Genomic DNA, 18,310 nt, shown 5'->3' with positions numbered 1-18,310 from the left:
AATAAGACAGCGAAACGATAGTGGCACAACGAGATTATGTACGCCGCAGCCAACCGGCTTCTTCGCGGCGCAAAAAGAGCAATACGCGAAGCTCAAGGAACAAACAAGGCGGCCTTTCGGCGGTTTCACCGACTATGGTGGCCATCGCCGCGGCAGTGCTGGTGGCCTTTATCGGTGGACTGTACTTCATCACTCACCATAAGAAAGAAGAAGCTGAAGCGCTGCAGAACCGCCAGGCCGCGGGCAACGGCCTGCCGCCGAAGCCGGAAGAACGTTGGCGCTATATTAAAGAGCTGGAAAGCCGTCAGCCCGGGGTACGCGCGCCTACGGAACCCACGGCGGGCGGCGAAGTCATGAAGCCGGAGCAGCTGACGGACGAGCAGCGCCAGCTGCTGGCGCAGATGCAGGCCGATATGCGTCAGCAGCCCACGCAGCTGACCGAAGTGCCGTGGAATGAACAAACCCCGGCGCAGCGCCAGCAAACCTTGCAGCGTCAGCGTTTAGCTCAGCAGCAGGTACAGCAACAGCAGCTCGCGCAGGCCCAGCAGCAGACGCAGGTACAGCAACCGCGAACCCAGCCGCGGGTCGTCGAGCAGTCGAAGCCGGTACAACAGCAGCCGAGGCAGACGGCGTCTAATCAGCAGCCGTACCAGGACCTGCTGCAAACGCCAGCGCATACCAGTACCGCGCAGCCTAAAGCCCAGGCCGCCGCGCCGGTAACCCGCGTAGAAGAAGCGCCGAAAACCGCCGCGACGGAGAAAAAAGACGATCGCAGCTGGATGATCCAGTGCGGCTCCTTTAAAGGCGCTGAGCAGGCGGAAACCGTGCGCGCGCAGCTGGCGTTTGAAGGCTTCGCCTCGCACATCACCACCAATAACGGCTGGAATCGCGTGGTGATTGGGCCGCTGAAAGGCAAAGAAAACGCCAGCAATATGATTGAACGGCTGAAAATGGCCGGACACGCAAACTGCATTCGTCTCGCCGCCAGGGGTTGAAACCCTCAAAATCCCCCCCATCTATAATTGCATTCTGCCCCGCGTAAACCGCGGGGCCCCTATTCCGCTTTTGCAACCAAGGGGTCTGCTCGTGACTACAATTGTAAGTGTTCGCCGTAACGGCCATGTCGTTATTGCCGGTGATGGCCAGGCCACGCTGGGCAACACCGTAATGAAAGGCAACGTGAAAAAAGTGCGCCGCCTGTATAACGACAAAGTGATTGCCGGCTTTGCGGGCGGCACCGCTGACGCCTTCACGCTGTTCGAACTGTTTGAACGTAAGCTGGAAATGCATCAGGGCCACCTGGTGAAGGCCGCCGTTGAGCTGGCGAAAGACTGGCGTACCGACCGGATGCTGCGCAAGCTCGAAGCGCTGCTGGCGGTGGCTGACGAAAACGCCTCGCTCATCATCACCGGTAACGGCGACGTGGTGCAGCCAGAAAACGATTTGATTGCTATCGGCTCCGGCGGTCCCTACGCCCAAGCCGCGGCTCGCGCCCTGCTGGAAAATACCGATATGGGCGCACGCGATATCGCAGAGAAAGCGTTGAGTATTGCAGGTGATATCTGCATTTATACCAACCACTTCCATACCATCGAAGAATTGACCTCCAAAGCGTAAGGATCTCCCATGTCTGAAATGACCCCACGCGAAATTGTCAGCGAACTGGACAAACACATTATCGGCCAGGACGCAGCCAAGCGCTCCGTCGCCATCGCTCTGCGTAACCGCTGGCGTCGTATGCAGCTCAACGAAGAGCTGCGTCACGAAGTCACGCCAAAAAACATTCTGATGATCGGCCCGACCGGCGTCGGTAAAACGGAAATCGCCCGCCGTCTGGCAAAGCTCGCCAATGCGCCGTTCATCAAGGTCGAAGCGACGAAATTCACTGAAGTCGGCTATGTTGGTAAGGAAGTGGACTCCATCATCCGCGATCTGACCGATGCGGCGATCAAAATGGTGCGCATGCAGTCCATCGACAAAAACCGCTATCGTGCGGAAGAGCTGGCGGAAGAGCGCATCCTTGACGTGCTGATCCCGCCGGCGAAAAACAACTGGGGCCAGGCTGAACAGCCTCAGGAACCCTCCGCCGCGCGCCAGTCTTTCCGTAAAAAACTGCGCGAAGGTCAGCTCGATGATAAAGAGATTGAGATCGATCTCGCGGCTGCGCCGATGGGCGTTGAAATCATGTCCCCTCCGGGCATGGAAGAGATGACCAGCCAGCTGCAGTCCATGTTCCAGAATCTGGGCGGCCAGAAGCAAAAACCGCGTAAGCTGAAAATTAAAGACGCGATGAAGCTGCTGATTGAAGAAGAGGCGGCGAAGCTGGTCAACCCGGAAGAGCTGAAGCAGGATGCCATCGACGCCGTTGAGCAGCACGGTATCGTGTTTATCGACGAAATCGACAAAATCTGTAAGCGCGGCGGCAACTCCTCCGGCCCTGACGTATCCCGTGAAGGCGTACAGCGCGACCTGCTGCCGCTGGTTGAAGGCTGCACCGTCTCCACCAAGCACGGCATGGTGAAAACCGATCACATTCTGTTTATCGCCTCCGGCGCGTTCCAGGTCGCCAGCCCGTCTGACTTAATCCCGGAACTGCAGGGCCGTCTGCCGATTCGCGTTGAGCTGAAAGCGCTGACCACCCACGACTTCGAGCGTATTTTGACCGAGCCGAACGCGTCCATCACCGTGCAGTATAAAGCGCTGATGGCGACCGAAGGCGTCAATATCGAATTCACGGAAGAGGGTATCAAGCGTATCGCTCAGGCCGCATGGCAGGTCAACGAAACCACCGAGAACATTGGTGCCCGTCGTCTGCATACCGTGCTGGAGCGTCTGATCGAAGACATCTCCTACGACGCCAGCGAAATGAACGGCCAAACCGTCACCATCGATGCGGAATATGTCGGTAAGCATCTGGATGTTCTGGTGGCAGATGAAGATCTGAGCCGTTTTATCTTATAATCCGGTTCAATATATTTTCATCACACTAGATGGGGCTATAGATACCCTACTAATTTGAGTTGCAGGACAAAACGGTTAACCGTTTGAACAGCGCTTGCGCTGGTCCCGAAGGCCGAATCATGCGGCAGGGGAATTCATCCCCAGGAGTGTGCATAAGTACATGACTGGGGTGAATCAGCGTAGCCTACGTATCTGCAGCTTGAAGTATGAAGGGTAGAGCCCCATTTTTTATTGGCCGGGACTTATGACCGAACACGCAATCACTCGCACCCAGGCCTGGCTGGAAAGCCTGCGCCCAAAAACGTTACCTCTGGCCTTTGCCGCCATCATTGTCGGCTCCGCGCTTGCCTGGCATCAGGGCAGTTTCGATCCCTGGGTTGCGCTGCTGGCCATCATTACCGCCGGTTTATTACAAATCCTCTCCAATCTGGCCAACGATTATGGCGACGCGATAAAAGGCAGCGATAAACCTGACCGTATCGGCCCGCTGCGCGGTATGCAGAAAGGCGCCATTACCCAGGCGCAGATGAAACGCGCGTTGATTCTCACCGTGGCGCTGATTTGTCTCTCCGGCCTGGCGCTGCTGTTCCTGTCCTGGCAAACCATGGCCGATTTTATCGGTTTTATGGTCCTCGGCGGGCTCGCGATCGTGGCCGCCATCACCTATACCGTCGGCACTCGCCCTTACGGCTACATCGGTCTTGGCGATATCTCTGTGCTGGTGTTCTTCGGCTGGCTTAGCGTCGTCGGGAGCTGGTACCTGCAGGCGCACAGCGTTGAGGCGGTCATTTTCTTACCCGCCACCGCCTGCGGCCTGCTGGCGACGGCGGTGCTGAATATTAACAACCTGCGCGATATCGACAGCGATCGCGAAAACGGTAAAAACACCCTCGCCGTGCGCCTGGGGCCGGTTAACGCTCGCCGCTATCACGCCTGCCTGCTGTTTGGCGCGCTGCTGTGCCTGGCGCTGTTTAACCTGATCTCGCTGCATAATCCGTGGGGCTGGCTGTTCCTGCTGGCGACGCCGCTGCTGGTTAAGCAGGCGCGTTATGTGATACGCGAGCGCGACCCCGTCGCCATGCGTCCAATGCTCGAAAGAACGGTTAAAGGGGCGCTGCTGACCAACCTGCTGTTTGTTATCGGAATTATTTTCAGCAGGCTTGCGGCTTAACTGACAAATATCAATTAACAATTGATGATTTTGCCAACAGCATGATTCACGCGATATACTGAAAATTCTCGCAGCAACTGAACGTTAAGCCTATGAAATACGATACTTCCGAGCTTTGTGACATCTACCAGGAGGATGTCAACGTCGTGGAACCTCTGTTCTCCAACTTTGGGGGGCGCTCGTCGTTTGGTGGACAAATCATCACGGTAAAATGTTTCGAGGATAACGGGTTGCTCTACGATATGCTCGAACAGAACGGCCGTGGTCATGTCCTGTTGGTTGACGGCGGTGGTTCCGTTCGACGCGCATTGATTGACGCTGACCTGGCGCGTCTGGCCGTACAAAACGAGTGGGAAGGGCTGGTCGTCTATGGCGCGGTGCGTCAGGTTGACGATCTGGAAGAGCTGGATATCGGTATCCAGGCGCTGGCCGCCATCCCCGTCGGAGCCGCAGGTGAAGGAATCGGCGAAAGCGACGTGCGCGTCAACTTCGGCGGCGTCACCTTCTTTTCCGGCGACCATCTCTACGCCGATAATACCGGGATTATCCTTTCCGAGGATGCCCTGGATATCGAGTAGCGTCCCGCCCATAAAAAAAGGCCTTCTCTCTGAGAAGGCCTTTTTGTTTCCGCCGGAGGCTTAGTACAGCTTCTTAGCGCAATCCAGCCAGTCGCTTTTGAACGGACGCTTCATGTTTTCGATAGCGTCGATAATGTCGTGGTGCACCAGCTTCTCGTTCTGAATACCGACGCAGCGGCCGCCGAAGCCCTGCAGCAGCAGGTCAATCGCGTACGCGCCCATGCGGGATGCCAGTATACGGTCATAAGGAACCGGGGAGCCGCCGCGCTGAATGTGGCCCAGTACGGTTGCGCGAGTTTCACGGCCGGTCTCTTTCTCGATGTAGTGAGCCAGCTCGTCGACGTCGCACATATGCTCGGTGATCGCCACAATCGCGTGCTTTTTACCTTTGGCGATACCCGCCTTAATTTCTGAGACCAGGTCGTCGCGAGTGTATTCAACCTCAGGCACCATGATGAACTCACAGCCGCCGGAGATAGCTGCCGCCAGGGTCAGGTCGCCGCAGTAACGGCCCATCACTTCCACAACGGAAATACGCTGGTGGGAGGAAGAGGTATCACGCAGGCGGTCAATAGCCTCTACCACGGTGCTCAATGCGGTAAAGAAGCCGATGGTATAGTCGGTGCCTTTGATATCGTTGTCGATCGTGCCCGGCAGGCCGATGCAGGGGAAGCCCATCTCAGTCAGACGCACGGCACCCATATAGGAACCGTCACCACCAATAACCACCAGCGCATCCAGGCCGCGCTTTCTCATATTTTCAATGGCGACGGCGCGAATATGTTCTTCACGAAATTCTGGAAAACGCGCCGACCCCAGGAAGGTGCCGCCGCGGTTGATCATGTCGGAAACGCTGTAGCGGTCGAGCTGAACCATACGATCTTCATACAGGCCGAGGTAACCGTCATAGATTCCAAAAACTTCCAGACCTTCCGTTAATGCCGCACGCACAACGCCACGGATTGCTGCGTTCATGCCCGGGGCATCACCGCCACTTGTCAACACACCGATTTTCTTAATCATGACTACCTCTGAACTTAGGAAGCAAAAAATAATCCTGTTGCCTGAAGCGCCCCTCACCAGGAGTGCACAACGATAATTGCAATAGTATATCAAACGCTTCTGGCTGAATTGATTCAGGTCAGACCAAATGGCGGTAATTTATACAAAAAATGCCGATCCGCCCCACACTTTTACATCGAGTTTACAGACTATAACCTAAAGATCATAAAACACCCTGCCGCCCTAACGGCACCACAGAGCAGGGGTCCTGGTGGATAATGACATCGGACCCAGGAAAACGGAGCAACAGCGCCTGCTCCACCTGGTCGGCAATCACATGTGCCTGAACCAGCGGGAGGTTATCTTCCATTTCCAAATGAATCTGAATAAAGCGAGTCGGCCCTGACTGCCGCGTTCGTAGATCGTGCGCCCCGCTGACGCCTGGCCATGCGGTCACGATATTGATAATGTCCTGGCGTTCCTCATCAGGCAGCGCGCGGTCTAATAACGACTGAACGGCGTCATAGGCCATACGCAGCGCGCTATATAAAATATAGACGCCGATACCTAATGCAAACAGCGCATCGGCCCGGTGCCAGCCGTACCAGGAGAGGGCCAGCGCCACCAGAATTGCGCCGTTCATCATAACATCAGACTGATAATGAAGCATATCCGCCCGTACCGCCTGACTTTGGGTTTTTCTCACCACCCAGCGCTGGAACGTGACCAGCAGCAGCGTGCTGACCAGCGCAACCAGCGTCACCACCATCCCTACCCCTGCCGCATTCATCGGCTCAGGACGAACAAGATGCTGAATACCGGTCAAGAACAGAAACAGCGCCGAGCCGGAGATAAACATGCTTTGCGCCAGCGCCGCCAGCGATTCCGCCTTACCGTGGCCAAAGGTATGTTCTTCATCGGCAGGCTGCAGCGAATAACGCACCACCAACAGGTTGGTTAACGAGGCGGCGATATCCACCAGTGAATCAACCAGCGCCGCCAGAATACTCACAGATCCGGTATACCACCATGCAAAAATCTTGATCAAAAGTAACGCAGAGGCCATCACCGTCGCCGCAATCGCCGCGCGGCTCACCAGTTGCCCATAGGATTGACTCATAAACGCTCCTTACTTCGCGATGCGCTTAGTATAACCCGATCTTTTACCGCGACGGGGAGCCAGGAGGGCGCTGAATAAAGGGCAAAAAAAACCCCCACATCATGTGGGGGAAGACAGGGATGGTGTCTATGGCAAGGAAAACAGGGTTGTTACTGGGGTTGCAGGGTATTGCTACTACTCGAAAGCATCATCGCTGAGCCTTTTTGCATCCGTGCAACCTCACGCAACTGATCCATTCGTTGCTGGTGCTTAGCGTTTAAAACCGCTTGCTGCTCTGGCGTTAGCAGGTGATACATCTGGTTGCGAACTTTTGCCATTTCGACCTGGCGGGCAACCTGTTCCTGCGCCATCTTATCTGCCTGAGCGCGCACAGCGTTTTCATCAAAATTTTCTGCGGTGACAAGGCGATGCATTGTCTCCATTTCGCTAACATTAACGGGTGGCCTGTCGTGGCGTGCCCGCTGCATAAGATCTCGTAACTGTTGCCGTTGCTGTTCAGTTAAACTTATGCCGTCAAACATATGGCTCTGGCTGCTGCGCTGGACACTTTCGTCTCCGGGAAGCCAGTTAACGCTGGTGACGACTTCAGCGGCTTGGCTATATGCACTTAGCGCCAGCGTTGAGGCCATGACGGCAGCGATAACATTGCGCATCACATACTCCCAAAACGTTTGTGTCGCGATTCAACGAGAGAGAGTTTACGATGCAGGCTGCAAACATGCGTCAGGGGGTGTAAAACAACGTAAAGTCATGGATTAGCGAGCCTTGATGACGTAATTTCTGCCTCGGAGGTATTTAAACAATGAATAAAATCCTGTTAGTAGATGATGACCGGGAGCTCACCTCCCTGTTAAAAGAGCTGCTCGATATGGAAGGTTTTAATGTGCTCGTGGCCCATGATGGGGAACAGGCGCTGGCCCTTCTGGACGACAGCATCGATTTACTTTTGCTTGATGTAATGATGCCGAAGAAAAACGGTATCGACACGCTCAAAGAGTTGCGTCAGACGCACCAGACCCCGGTTATCATGCTAACGGCCCGCGGGAGCGAGCTGGATCGCGTTCTCGGCCTCGAGCTGGGCGCGGACGATTATTTGCCTAAGCCGTTCAACGATCGTGAGCTGGTGGCGCGTATACGCGCGATTCTGCGCCGGTCGCACTGGAGCGAGCAGCAGCAGACAACCGAAGCCGGTTCACCGACGCTGGAAGTGGATGCGCTGAGCCTTAACCCCGGTCGCCAGGAAGCCAGCTTCGATGGTCTGACCCTGGAGCTGACCGGCACCGAGTTCACCCTGCTCTATCTCCTGGCGCAGCATCTTGGCCAGGTGGTTTCGCGCGAGCACCTGAGCCAGGAAGTATTAGGTAAACGCCTGACGCCATTCGATCGCGCGATCGATATGCACATCTCCAACCTGCGGCGCAAGCTGCCGGAGCGCAAAGACGGCCACCCGTGGTTTAAAACCCTGCGCGGACGCGGCTATCTGATGGTATCGGCTTCATGATTGGAAGTTTAACCGCACGCATCTTCGCTATTTTCTGGCTCACGCTGGCGCTGGTGTTGATGCTGGTTCTGATGCTGCCCAAGCTGGACTCGCGCCAGATGACCGAGCTGCTGGAGAGCGAGCAACGTCAGGGCATCATGATTGAACAACACGTCGAGGCCGAACTGGCGAACGATCCGCCAAACGACCTGATGTGGTGGCGTCGTCTGTTTCGCGCCATCGATAAGTGGGCTCCGCCGGGCCAGCGTTTGCTGCTGGTTACCAGCGAAGGTCGCGTTATCGGTGCCGAACGCAACGAAATGCAGATTATCCGCAACTTTATCGGCCAGGCGGATAACGCCGACCATCCGCAGAAAAAGCGCTATGGTCGTCTGGAAATGGTCGGGCCTTTTTCCGTCAGGGATGGAGAAGATAACTACCAGCTCTATCTGATTCGCCCTGCCAACACGTCGCAATCTGACTTCATCAATCTGCTGTTCGACCGGCCGTTACTGCTGCTGATCGTCACCATGTTAGTCAGCGCCCCGCTGCTGCTGTGGCTGGCGTGGAGCCTGGCGAAACCGGCGCGTAAGCTGAAAAATGCCGCCGATGAAGTCGCCCAGGGCAACCTGCGTCAGCATCCGGAGCTGGAAGCCGGTCCGCAGGAATTTTTAGCCGCCGGGACCAGTTTTAACCAGATGGTGACCGCGCTGGAGCGCATGATGTCCAGCCAGCATCGTCTGCTGTCCGATATCTCCCACGAGCTGCGCACGCCGCTGACCCGCCTGCAGTTAGGCACCGCCCTTCTGCGCCGCCGCAGCGGGGAAAGTAAAGAGCTGGAGCGTATTGAGATGGAAGCGCATCGGCTCGATAGCATGATCAACGACCTGCTGGTGATGTCGCGCAATCAGGCCAAAACCGCGCTGGTCAGCGAAACGGTGAAAGCCAACCAGCTGTGGGGCGAGGTGCTGGATAACGCCGCCTTTGAAGCCGAACAGATGGGGAAATCGTTCACCGTCGAGTATCCGCCGGGACCCTGGCCGCTGTACGGTAACCCCAATGCGCTGGAAAGCGCGCTGGAGAATATCGTGCGCAACGCGCTGCGCTACTCGCATACCAAAATTTCAGTGAGCTTCTCGGTGGATAAAGACGGGATTACGGTTAACGTCGATGATGACGGGCCGGGCGTGAGTCCTGAGGATCGCGAGCAGATTTTCCGTCCGTTCTACCGTACCGATGAGGCGCGCGATCGCGAGTCTGGCGGTACCGGCCTGGGTCTGGCGATTGTCGAAGCGGCGATTCAACAGCACCGCGGTTGGGTAAAAGCCGACGACAGCCCGCTGGGCGGTCTGCGTTTAACCCTCTGGCTGCCGCTGTACAAGCGCACCTGATCCCCCGGCCTGCGCTTCGCCAGGCCGGATTCGAAACGGGTAGCCCGGATAAGGCGCAACGCGCCGCCATCCGGGAACGCGCACGGAAGCGCTACTTTCCCCACAATCTCCGCGAATTATTCTCGATCTGCCCGCTTAAACGCCGCTTCTGCATCGTTCTGCTCCAGCTTACCGACAGCCCCGCCGCGGAAAGTAAACGGCGGTACTGGTCATCATCAAACGGCATCTGCCAGGCGATAGCCCCCGCTTCGTGAACGCTGACGTCGCTAAGCCGGGATACCAGCGCCAGCGGCGCATCGCTGGAGACCTGCCCGCCCGCCACCACCCGATACAGCCAGCCGGTTTTGCCGCTGTTCTGCATAAGCTGGGCCATATCGCTGACGGCAAAATGATAGTTGAGCTTGAAGCACGGAGAGCGCGGCTGCGTCACCTGGATCAGCGCCTCTCCCCAGCGGAAGATATCGCCGATGTAGACGTTTTTTTCCGTCAGCCCTTCGGTCGAGAGATTCTCGCCAAACGCCGGGGCGCAGAAAAGATCCGCCTGCTGCGGCAGTTCAAGCGCCCAATGGGCGTAGTGTTCTCGGGGATAGTGGCACAGCGCGCGGTCCGGTCCGCCGTGAATTTTCTTCTCGGCCTGCTCATCGCCCTCCAGCCCCAAATCGCCGAGGGTCAGTTCACCATCGACCTGGACTTTCCCGATGGCGCTTGGACGGCTGCCGTCGTAATCCCTTACCTTGCCCACAAAGACATTCACCGGATAGTGCATCGCTGCTCCTTTGCTGCGGATATAAAAAAAGCGAGTCATCAGACTCGCTTCTCGCTCAGCACAATGCAACCTTATTTTTTGGCGGCAAAACGCGCTGCGGCTTCGTCCCAGTTCACCACGTCCCAGAACGCTTTGATGTAGTCCGGGCGACGGTTCTGGAATTTCAGGTAGTAAGCGTGTTCCCACACGTCCAGGCCGATAATCGGGAAGCCGGAAGCGCCGGAGATAGCTTCACCCATCAGCGGGGAGTCCTGGTTAGCGGTAGAAACCACCGCCAGCTTGTCGCCTTTCAGCACCAGCCACGCCCAGCCGGAGCCGAAACGGGTCGCCGCCGCTTTTTCAAATTCCGCTTTGAAGTTGTCAACGGAACCGAAATCGCGTTCGATAGCCGCTTTCAGGTCGCCCTGCAGAGTGGTACCGGTTTTCAGGCCTTTCCAGAACAGGCTGTGGTTAGCGTGGCCGCCGGCGTTGTTACGCAGAACGGTTTTTTTGTCTGCTGGCAGCTGATCCAGTTTGGTAATCAGCTCTTCTGCGGACAGGCTCGCGAATTCAGGCAGGCTTTCCAGCGCCGCGTTGGCGTTGTTCACGTAGGTCTGGTGGTGTTTAGTGTGATGGATTTCCATCGTCTGCTTGTCAAAATGCGGTTCCAGGGCGTCATAAGCGTACGGCAGGGCAGGCAGTGTGTAACTCATAATCATCTCCATTATTGTCGAGCGGCGGAAAGTGTTAATGCCGCGTAAGCAGTTGGTTCATTATAGTTAATTAAATGATATTGAAAACGCTTATCAATGCCGTATTTTTAATAAGGTTATAACAAGGGGTGATAGATGTCATTTTGTGATACAGAACAACTAATTAAGTTTTTGGTTGCCAGGTTCAGGCTTCCGGTGGCAACAGCTTAAAGGCGGAAAAACTGACCGATTTTTACACTCATCGGGTCGGAAGAAGATTTATCCGATAAAAAATAGATGAGGATAAAATCAATGAATCACGCGATTACGATGGGTATTTTTTGGCATTTGATAGGTGCGGCCAGTGCAGCCTGTTTCTATGCCCCGTTCAAGAAAGTTAAACATTGGTCCTGGGAAACCATGTGGTCTATCGGCGGTATTGTCTCTTGGCTGATCCTCCCCTGGGCCATCAGCGCCATGCTGCTGCCCGACTTCTGGTCCTATTACGGCTCTTTTGACGCCTCCACGCTTCTGCCCGTCTTCCTGTTCGGCGCCATGTGGGGTATCGGTAATATTAACTATGGCCTGACGATGCGCTATCTCGGTATGTCGATGGGGATCGGCATCGCCATTGGTATTACGCTGATTGTCGGTACCCTGATGACGCCCATTCTCAACGGTCAGTTTGATGTCTTGATTAACACTAAAGGCGGCCAGATGACGCTGCTTGGCGTGCTGGTTGCGGTGATTGGCGTCGGTATTGTCACCCGCGCAGGCCAGCTGAAAGAGCGCAAAATGGGCATCAAAGCTGAAGACTTCAACCTGAAAAAAGGGCTGCTTCTGGCGGTAATGTGCGGCATCTTCTCAGCCGGTATGTCGTTCGCCATGAACGCGGCCAAGCCAATGCATGAAGCCGCCGCCGCGCTCGGCGTCGACCCGCTTTACACCGCGCTGCCAAGCTATGTGGTGATCATGGGCGGCGGCGCGCTGGTTAACCTCGGCTTCTGCTTTATCCGTCTGGCAAAAGTGAAAGATCTGTCGATAAAAGCCGACTTCTCGCTGGCAAAACCGCTCATCATCAGCAATATCCTGCTTTCCGCCCTCGGCGGCCTGATGTGGTATCTCCAGTTCTTCTTCTACGCCTGGGGACACGCCAGTATTCCAGCGCAGTACGACTACATGAGCTGGATGCTGCATATGAGCTTCTATGTGCTGTGCGGTGGCCTAGTCGGTCTGATACTCAAAGAGTGGAACAACGCTGGTCGTCGCCCGGTAGGCGTACTCAGCCTCGGCTGTGTGGTAATTATCATCGCCGCCAATATTGTCGGTCTGGGCATGGCGAACTAGCGCCGTCAGGCGGCGGTGCGACTGCGCTGCCGCCACTGCCCCGGCGTCATACCAATCTCGCGGTTGAACACCACCGAAAAGTAGTTGCTGTCTTCAAACCCGCACTGCATCGCCACTTCGCCAATCAGCCGTTCGGTATGCTGCAGCAGATACTGCGCGTGACAGATGCGCAGCTGGCGCAGGTAGTGGTTGATGGTCATCCCCGTCTGCTGACGAAACTGCTGGCGCAGCGCGCGTTCGCTGCACCCTTCCCGCTCGCAAAAACGGTCAAGAAAGAAGGGACGGTTGAGGCTGCCCGCCAGCTCGGTGAGCAGCTTATCGAGCAGCGCTTCGCTTTGCGTCGCCGCCAGATTATCGGTGGCGTAGCGATAGCGCTGAAGAATAAGCGCCAGCTGGGCAAACAGCAGCTCGGCCATATTATTGGCCTGCGCATCGCTGCGGCTGCTCTCATGTTCAAGCTGGGTAATCACCTGCCTGACCTGCGCCATGCCGCTGCTGCCAATCCGCCAGTGCGGAACCCACGGAGTACCGAACAGGCCGGGAATGTGCGCCGCCCAGTCAAAGTTAAGCCGCAGCCGGTCCGGGCAGTAAATGACGTTTTGCAGGACGAGATCGTTCACCGAGGCGTAGGAGTGTTTGTCTTCCGCGCGGATATAGAACAGATCGCCGCGGGTAATGCGCCACGGGCGATCGTTAAGGACGTGCAGGCCGTTCCCCCGCCACACCAGCACCAGTTCGCAGAACTCGTGGGTGTGCTCGGCGAAGACGTTTTGCGGATAGCGATCCGCTACCGCCACCGCCTGAGCGGGAGAGGCGAAAAATTCATCTTTGCGAAGAATCAGCTGAGCTGCCACGACATCAACTCCAAACGCGAAAAAACGAGTCATTATTCGCGTTTATGCCTGCTAAAACGTTGACTGTTCTCGCGTTACTGAAGAATGGCGTCGCGTCCCTGGCGAATATCGCGCGGCGACCAGGCAAACTCCCGGCGAAAAAGCGTCGAAAAGTGGTTACTGTCGCCGAATCCGCAGCGATAGGCGATATCGGTCACGCTGTCATCGCTATGGCGCAGCAGGTGGCGCGCCTTCATCAACCGCACCCGATTCAGATAGCGCTGCGGCGTCAGCCCGGTTTGCTGTTTTAACTGGCGATGCAGGGTTCGCAGGGAGAGTGAAAACCGCGCCGCGACCTCTTCCCAGCAGATATCTTCGGCAAAATGATCTTCCAGCCAGGCCATTAAATGGTTCAGCCGCGCCTCGTTGTCCGACGCCCCTTCGGCCAGGCTGCTTTTACGCAGGTGCACCAGCAGTTGCATAAATAAAATCTCGCGGCTGGCGATAGCGTGCATATCCGCATCCGCGCCGACCTCCTCCATCTGCTCCACAATCTGGCGCACCTGCTGCAAAGCACTCTGATTAACCCGCCAGTGCGAAAGGTAATTTCCCTCCTGCTCCTGCGGCAGCAGCGCGTTCAGGCCGGACAAAAAGCGAAACGCGTCCGGCGCGCGATAGAGCACATTGGTCAGGCACAAATTATCGGTATGTTCGTAGAGATGGCGGTCGTGATCGCGAATAAAGCAGACCGAACCGCCGCTGATGGTGTAGGGCTGGCCGTTGAAAACGTGAATTCCCGTACCGTGTTCCACAATAACAATCTCATGAAAATCATGGTGATGTTCGGGAAAAGCGGATTGCGGGAGCCGCGGCTCAATGGCGACAGCTGAAACGCCGGACTTAAAGAAATCCACACTGTGCAACATGGTCATAGCAGCTCCTCGAAATGAGAAATGTTATCAATCAGTGGAGCAAATAGTAATTAAGGGGCGGCGATCCGGCCTTCAATTTTTGACCGTAAAAATCGTAAAGCCTGCCGCTTTTTCAAGAAATGACGGGAAAGATCGGGAACTGCGGACAACATCACATCCCTCACGCCACCGCGGAGAAAACGAAACTGTGACCTCTCTCACGGTCACCTTTGCTTTCTTGCCAGCGGCCAATTTTCCCTGTCAGTAACAAGAAGGTGAGCCTGACGCGACTTTTTTAGACTGCATGCAATGATTTTCACAAGGATCTTCCCATGAGTCTTCGTCATTGTGTCGCCGTCGATTTAGGCGCCTCCAGCGGGCGGGTGATGCTGGCCAGCTATCAACCCGGCCAGCAAACCCTGGCCCTGCGCGAAATTCACCGCTTTACCAATAGTCTGCAGAAGGTCGATGGCTTCGACTGCTGGGATCTCGATAGCCTGGAAGGGGAAATTCGCCGCGGTCTGGAGAAGGTCTGCGAACAAGGCATCCTGATCGACAGCATCGGCATTGATACCTGGGGCGTGGATTATGTCCTGCTGGATAAACGGGGCCAGCGCGTCGGCCTGCCGGTTTCCTATCGCGACTCCCGCACCCAGGGCCTGATGCGCCACGCCGAAGCCCAGCTGGGCCGCGCGGAAATCTATCGCCGCAGCGGCATTCAGTTTCTGCCGTTTAACACCCTTTATCAGCTGCGCGCGCTGGTTGAACAGCAGCCGGAGCTGGTCAGCCAGGCCGCGCACGCGCTGCTGATCCCGGACTACTTTAGCTTCCGCCTGACCGGCAACATGAACTGGGAATACACCAACGCCACCACCACGCAGCTGGTCAACATCAACAGCGATAGCTGGGATGAAGACCTGCTGAACTGGAGCGGCGCGCCGCGCGAATGGTTCGGTACGCCGACCCATCCCGGCAACGTCATCGGCCACTGGATTTGCCCGCAGGGCAATCACATTCCGGTGGTCGCCGTCGCCAGCCACGATACCGCCAGCGCGGTTATCGCCTCGCCGCTGGCCAGCAAAAACGCCGCGTATCTCTCTTCCGGGACCTGGTCGCTGATGGGCTTTGAAAGCAAAATCCCCTGCACCAGCGATGCGGCGCTAAGGGCCAATATTACCAACGAAGGCGGCGCCGAAGGCCGCTATCGGGTGCTGAAAAATATTATGGGTCTGTGGCTGCTACAGCGGGTGCTCAGGGAGCAAAACGTCAGCGACCTGCCGGCGCTGATCGCGCGTACCGCCGCGCTTCCGGCCTGCCGCTTCGTCATCGATTGTAACGATGACCGCTTTATCAACCCGGACGACATGAGCGCGGAAATTCAGGCCGCCTGCCGCGAATCCGGGCAGCCGGTTCCTGATACCGACGCTGAGCTGGCGCGCTGCATTTTCGACAGCCTGGCGCTGCTCTACACCCGGGTGCTCAACGAGCTGGCGGCGCTGCGCGGTCAGCCGTTCAGCCAGCTGCATATCGTCGGCGGCGGCTGCCAGAACGAACTGCTTAACCAGCTGTGCGCCGACGCCTGCGGCATCACCGTGGTTGCCGGCCCGGTTGAGGCCTCCACGCTTGGCAATATTGGTATCCAGCTGATGACCCTGGATGAGTTGAACAACGTCGATGAATTCCGTCAGGTGGTACGACAAAACTACGCCCTCACTACCTTTACCCCTAATCCTGAAAATGAAATTGCCCGCTTCGTCGCGCAGTTTCAGCCACAACAGAACAAGGAGCTTTGCGCATGACCACTCAACTTGAACAAGCCTGGGAAATTGCCAAACAGCGCTACGCCAGCGTCGGCGTGGACGTCGAGGAGGCCTTGCGCCAGCTGGATCGCCTGCCCGTGTCCATGCACTGCTGGCAGGGCGATGACGTCGTCGGTTTCGAAAACCCGGAAGGAAGCCTGACCGGCGGTATTCAGGCCACCGGCAACTATCCGGGCAAAGCGCGTAACGCCAGCGAGCTGCGCGCCGACCTTGAGCAGGCGATGAGCCTGATCCCCGGGCCAAAACGCCTGAACCTGCACGCGCTCTATCTGGAGTCCGACACGCCGGTATCGCGCAATGAAATTAAGCCGGAGCACTTTAAAAACTGGGTTGAGTGGGCGAAAACCAACAAGCTGGGGCTGGATTTTAACCCCTCCTGCTTCTCGCATCCGCTAAGCGCCGACGGCTTTACGCTGTCGCACGCCAACGATGAAATCCGTCAGTTCTGGATCGATCACTGTAAGGCCAGCCGCCGTATTTCCGCTTACTTCGGCGAGCAGCTGGGCACGCCATCGGTGATGAATATCTGGATCCCGGACGGCATGAAGGATATTACCGTCGACCGCTTCGCGCCGCGCCAGCGCCTGCTGAACGCGCTCGATGAAGTGATTAGCGAAAAGCTCGACCCGGCACACCACATCGACGCCGTGGAGAGCAAGCTGTTCGGTATCGGCGCGGAAAGCTACACCGTCGGCTCCAACGAGTTCTACATGGGTTACGCCACCAGCCGCCAGACCGCCCTGTGCCTGGATGCCGGCCACTTCCATCCGACGGAGGTCATCTCCGACAAGATCTCCGCCGCGATGCTCTATATCCCGCGCCTGCTGCTGCACGTCAGCCGCCCGGTACGCTGGGACAGCGACCACGTGGTGCTGCTGGATGACGAAACCCAGGCCATCGCCAGCGAAATCATCCGTCACGATCTGTTCGACCGCGTGCATATCGGCCTCGATTTCTTCGACGCTTCGATTAACCGCATCGCGGCGTGGGTTATTGGTACCCGCAATATGAAGAAAGCGCTGCTGCGCGCCCTGCTGGAGCCGACCGCCCAGCTGCGTCAGTTGGAAGTCGACGGCGATTACACCGCGCGTCTGGCGCTGCTGGAAGAGCAGAAGTGCCTGCCGTGGCACGCCATCTGGGAGATGTACTGTCAGCGTCACGATACGCCGGCGGGCAGCCAGTGGCTGGATAACGTACGCGCTTATGAAAATGCGGTTCTGAGCCAGCGCGGGTAATGCCTGGCCGTTCCCCGGGTCGCGGCCGGGCTACGAACCGGTAGCCCGGATAAGCCGTTTACGGCGCAATCCGGGGGCTCGCACATATTCAGGGTGAGGGGCCAACCCCGCGCCGAATCAACAGGAAAGACAAGACTATGCAGACCATTATCGACGCCTGGTTCGTCCAGGGCATGATTAAAGCCACTTCCGACGCCTGGCTAAAAGGCTGGGACGAGCGCAACGGCGGCAACCTGACGCTGCGCCTGGACGAAGCGGATATTGAACCCTACGCGGCGGATTTTCACGCCAAACCGCGCTATATCGCCCTGAGCCAGCCGATGCCGACGCTGGCTAACCAGCCGTTTATCGTCACCGGTTCCGGTAAATTCTTCCGTAACGTCCAGCTCGACCCGGCGGCTAACCTCGGGGTGGTGAAAGTCGACAGCGACGGCGCGGGATACCATATTTTGTGGGGCCTGACCAACGACGCGGTGCCCACCTCCGAGCTGCCGGCGCACTTCCTGTCGCACAGCGAGCGCATCAAGCTGACCAACGGCAAAGACCGGGTGATCATGCACTGTCACGCCACCAACCTGATCGCCCTGACCTACGTGCTGGAGAACAGCAGCGATCTGTTCACCCGCAAGCTGTGGGAAGGCAGCACCGAATGTCTGGTGGTCTTCCCGGACGGCGTCGGCATCCTGCCGTGGATGGTGCCGGGCACCGACGAAATCGGCCAGGCCACCGCCGAGGCGATGCAGAAACATTCGCTGGTGCTGTGGCCGTTCCACGGCGTTTTCGGCAGCGGCCCCAATCTGGACGAAACCTTCGGCCTGATCGATACCGCTGAGAAATCCGCCGAGGTGCTGGTGAAAGTCTATTCAATGGGCGGGATGAAACAAACCATCACCCGCGAAGAGCTGATAGCTCTTGGCAAACGCTTCAACGTTCACCCCCTGCAGTCCGCGTTAGACCTTTATCAATAACAACATCGCGCCCCGCTCACCGAGACGGGGCGAAAAAATCACCTGCAAACCCTACA

Annotated in this window: 18 protein-coding genes; 11 read left to right on the top strand and 7 right to left on the bottom strand. The window is 57.1% G+C overall.

The genetic code is table 11. The features are described 5' to 3' along the window. Positions 1 to 20: 20 nt before the first annotated feature. From ftsN to rraA, 5 genes are all read left to right on the top strand, one after another. Positions 21 to 995, top strand: a complete 975-nt coding sequence (gene ftsN / locus BWI76_RS00760; RefSeq protein WP_074168716.1) for a cell division protein FtsN — start codon at positions 21 to 23, stop codon at positions 993 to 995. A 91-nt stretch (positions 996 to 1,086) separates the two neighbouring features. Beyond that, positions 1,087 to 1,617: an ATP-dependent protease subunit HslV gene (gene hslV, locus BWI76_RS00755; protein ID WP_004127251.1), complete on the top strand. Its 531-nt coding sequence runs from the start codon at positions 1,087 to 1,089 to the stop codon at positions 1,615 to 1,617. Between the two features lie 9 nt (positions 1,618 to 1,626). Beyond that, positions 1,627 to 2,961, top strand: a complete 1,335-nt coding sequence (hslU, locus tag BWI76_RS00750) for an HslU--HslV peptidase ATPase subunit (protein WP_024360576.1) — start codon at positions 1,627 to 1,629, stop codon at positions 2,959 to 2,961. A gap of 244 nt (positions 2,962 to 3,205) precedes the next feature. Beyond that, positions 3,206 to 4,132: a 1,4-dihydroxy-2-naphthoate polyprenyltransferase gene (gene menA / locus BWI76_RS00745; protein WP_004870598.1), complete on the top strand. Its 927-nt coding sequence runs from the start codon at positions 3,206 to 3,208 to the stop codon at positions 4,130 to 4,132. A gap of 92 nt (positions 4,133 to 4,224) precedes the next feature. Next, positions 4,225 to 4,710, top strand: a complete 486-nt coding sequence (rraA, locus tag BWI76_RS00740; protein WP_004127241.1) for a ribonuclease E activity regulator RraA — start codon at positions 4,225 to 4,227, stop codon at positions 4,708 to 4,710. Positions 4,711 to 4,770: 60 nt separating this feature from the next. Here the strand turns inward: rraA and pfkA are convergent, their stop codons facing one another. The 3 genes from pfkA to cpxP form a co-directional block, all read right to left on the bottom strand. Beyond that, on the bottom strand, positions 4,771 to 5,733 hold the full coding sequence (gene pfkA, locus BWI76_RS00735) for a 6-phosphofructokinase (protein ID WP_004127238.1): 963 nt from the start codon (positions 5,731 to 5,733) through the stop codon (positions 4,771 to 4,773). 202 nt (positions 5,734 to 5,935) lie between these two features. Next, positions 5,936 to 6,832, bottom strand: a complete 897-nt coding sequence (gene fieF, locus BWI76_RS00730) for a CDF family cation-efflux transporter FieF (RefSeq protein WP_004870602.1) — start codon at positions 6,830 to 6,832, stop codon at positions 5,936 to 5,938. 149 nt (positions 6,833 to 6,981) lie between these two features. Then, a complete protein-coding gene (cpxP, locus tag BWI76_RS00725; protein ID WP_004870604.1) occupies positions 6,982 to 7,485 on the bottom strand; it encodes a cell-envelope stress modulator CpxP in 504 nt (167 codons plus the stop codon). A 149-nt stretch (positions 7,486 to 7,634) separates the two neighbouring features. Here cpxP and cpxR point away from each other — a divergent pair, with 149 nt between their 5' ends. Both cpxR and cpxA read left to right on the top strand, forming a co-directional pair. Further along, positions 7,635 to 8,333: an envelope stress response regulator transcription factor CpxR gene (gene cpxR, locus BWI76_RS00720; protein ID WP_004127228.1), complete on the top strand. Its 699-nt coding sequence runs from the start codon at positions 7,635 to 7,637 to the stop codon at positions 8,331 to 8,333. After that, positions 8,330 to 9,703, top strand: a complete 1,374-nt coding sequence (gene cpxA, locus BWI76_RS00715; RefSeq protein ID WP_004107505.1) for an envelope stress sensor histidine kinase CpxA — start codon at positions 8,330 to 8,332, stop codon at positions 9,701 to 9,703. Before cpxR ends, cpxA begins: the two co-directional genes overlap by 4 nt. 91 nt (positions 9,704 to 9,794) lie before the next feature. On the opposite strand, the gene yiiM is transcribed toward cpxA, so the two are convergent. Together yiiM and sodA are read right to left on the bottom strand one after the other, a co-directional pair. Continuing rightward, the gene (gene yiiM / locus BWI76_RS00710; RefSeq protein ID WP_024360578.1) at positions 9,795 to 10,469 is read right to left on the bottom strand and encodes a 6-hydroxyaminopurine reductase; all 675 of its coding nucleotides are present in this window, start codon (positions 10,467 to 10,469) and stop codon (positions 9,795 to 9,797) included. Positions 10,470 to 10,540: 71 nt separating this feature from the next. Then, on the bottom strand, positions 10,541 to 11,161 hold the full coding sequence (gene sodA, locus BWI76_RS00705; protein WP_004127220.1) for a superoxide dismutase [Mn]: 621 nt from the start codon (positions 11,159 to 11,161) through the stop codon (positions 10,541 to 10,543). A 291-nt stretch (positions 11,162 to 11,452) separates the two neighbouring features. Here sodA and rhaT point away from each other — a divergent pair, with 291 nt between their 5' ends. Beyond that, positions 11,453 to 12,487: an L-rhamnose/proton symporter RhaT gene (gene rhaT / locus BWI76_RS00700; RefSeq protein WP_049085921.1), complete on the top strand. Its 1,035-nt coding sequence runs from the start codon at positions 11,453 to 11,455 to the stop codon at positions 12,485 to 12,487. Between the two features lie 5 nt (positions 12,488 to 12,492). Here the strand turns inward: rhaT and rhaR are convergent, their stop codons facing one another. Continuing rightward, on the bottom strand, positions 12,493 to 13,374 hold the full coding sequence (gene rhaR, locus BWI76_RS00695; protein ID WP_074168717.1) for an HTH-type transcriptional activator RhaR: 882 nt from the start codon (positions 13,372 to 13,374) through the stop codon (positions 12,493 to 12,495). A 41-nt stretch (positions 13,375 to 13,415) separates the two neighbouring features. Then, the gene (gene rhaS / locus BWI76_RS00690; RefSeq protein WP_024360579.1) at positions 13,416 to 14,252 is read right to left on the bottom strand and encodes an HTH-type transcriptional activator RhaS; all 837 of its coding nucleotides are present in this window, start codon (positions 14,250 to 14,252) and stop codon (positions 13,416 to 13,418) included. A 311-nt stretch (positions 14,253 to 14,563) separates the two neighbouring features. Between rhaS and rhaB the strand changes: the two genes are divergently transcribed. From rhaB to rhaD, 3 genes are all read left to right on the top strand, one after another. Then, the gene (gene rhaB, locus BWI76_RS00680; RefSeq protein WP_004870617.1) at positions 14,564 to 16,030 is read left to right on the top strand and encodes a rhamnulokinase; all 1,467 of its coding nucleotides are present in this window, start codon (positions 14,564 to 14,566) and stop codon (positions 16,028 to 16,030) included. Then, positions 16,027 to 17,286, top strand: coding sequence for an L-rhamnose isomerase (rhaA, locus tag BWI76_RS00675; protein ID WP_004870619.1), 1,260 nt, complete (start codon positions 16,027 to 16,029; stop codon positions 17,284 to 17,286). Before rhaB ends, rhaA begins: the two co-directional genes overlap by 4 nt. Positions 17,287 to 17,423: 137 nt before the next feature. Then, a complete protein-coding gene (gene rhaD, locus BWI76_RS00670; protein ID WP_004870621.1) occupies positions 17,424 to 18,254 on the top strand; it encodes a rhamnulose-1-phosphate aldolase in 831 nt (276 codons plus the stop codon). Positions 18,255 to 18,310: the final 56 nt, after the last annotated feature.

The organism is Klebsiella sp. M5al (assembly GCF_002090195.1).
GTDB lineage: Bacteria > Pseudomonadota > Gammaproteobacteria > Enterobacterales > Enterobacteriaceae > Klebsiella > Klebsiella grimontii.
The sequence above is the reverse complement of the archived record's forward strand: the minus strand, read 5'-3'. Positions and strand labels throughout refer to the sequence as shown.

What these genes read in the sequence shown, in the direction of transcription:
- hslU (WP_024360576.1), top strand. Translation starts at nt 1,627, where the DNA reads ATGTCTGAAATGACCCCACGCGAAATTGTCAGCGAACTGGACAAACAC.
- menA (WP_004870598.1), top strand. Translation starts at nt 3,206, where the DNA reads ATGACCGAACACGCAATCACTCGCACCCAGGCCTGGCTGGAAAGCCTG.
- rraA (WP_004127241.1), top strand. Translation starts at nt 4,225, where the DNA reads ATGAAATACGATACTTCCGAGCTTTGTGACATCTACCAGGAGGATGTC.
- pfkA (WP_004127238.1), bottom strand. Translation starts at nt 5,733, where the DNA reads ATGATTAAGAAAATCGGTGTGTTGACAAGTGGCGGTGATGCCCCGGGC.
- fieF (WP_004870602.1), bottom strand. Translation starts at nt 6,832, where the DNA reads ATGAGTCAATCCTATGGGCAACTGGTGAGCCGCGCGGCGATTGCGGCG.
- cpxP (WP_004870604.1), bottom strand. Translation starts at nt 7,485, where the DNA reads ATGCGCAATGTTATCGCTGCCGTCATGGCCTCAACGCTGGCGCTAAGT.
- cpxR (WP_004127228.1), top strand. Translation starts at nt 7,635, where the DNA reads ATGAATAAAATCCTGTTAGTAGATGATGACCGGGAGCTCACCTCCCTG.
- cpxA (WP_004107505.1), top strand. Translation starts at nt 8,330, where the DNA reads ATGATTGGAAGTTTAACCGCACGCATCTTCGCTATTTTCTGGCTCACG.
- yiiM (WP_024360578.1), bottom strand. Translation starts at nt 10,469, where the DNA reads ATGCACTATCCGGTGAATGTCTTTGTGGGCAAGGTAAGGGATTACGAC.
- sodA (WP_004127220.1), bottom strand. Translation starts at nt 11,161, where the DNA reads ATGAGTTACACACTGCCTGCCCTGCCGTACGCTTATGACGCCCTGGAA.
- rhaT (WP_049085921.1), top strand. Translation starts at nt 11,453, where the DNA reads ATGAATCACGCGATTACGATGGGTATTTTTTGGCATTTGATAGGTGCG.
- rhaR (WP_074168717.1), bottom strand. Translation starts at nt 13,374, where the DNA reads ATGACTCGTTTTTTCGCGTTTGGAGTTGATGTCGTGGCAGCTCAGCTG.
- rhaS (WP_024360579.1), bottom strand. Translation starts at nt 14,252, where the DNA reads ATGACCATGTTGCACAGTGTGGATTTCTTTAAGTCCGGCGTTTCAGCT.
- rhaB (WP_004870617.1), top strand. Translation starts at nt 14,564, where the DNA reads ATGAGTCTTCGTCATTGTGTCGCCGTCGATTTAGGCGCCTCCAGCGGG.
- rhaA (WP_004870619.1), top strand. Translation starts at nt 16,027, where the DNA reads ATGACCACTCAACTTGAACAAGCCTGGGAAATTGCCAAACAGCGCTAC.
- rhaD (WP_004870621.1), top strand. Translation starts at nt 17,424, where the DNA reads ATGCAGACCATTATCGACGCCTGGTTCGTCCAGGGCATGATTAAAGCC.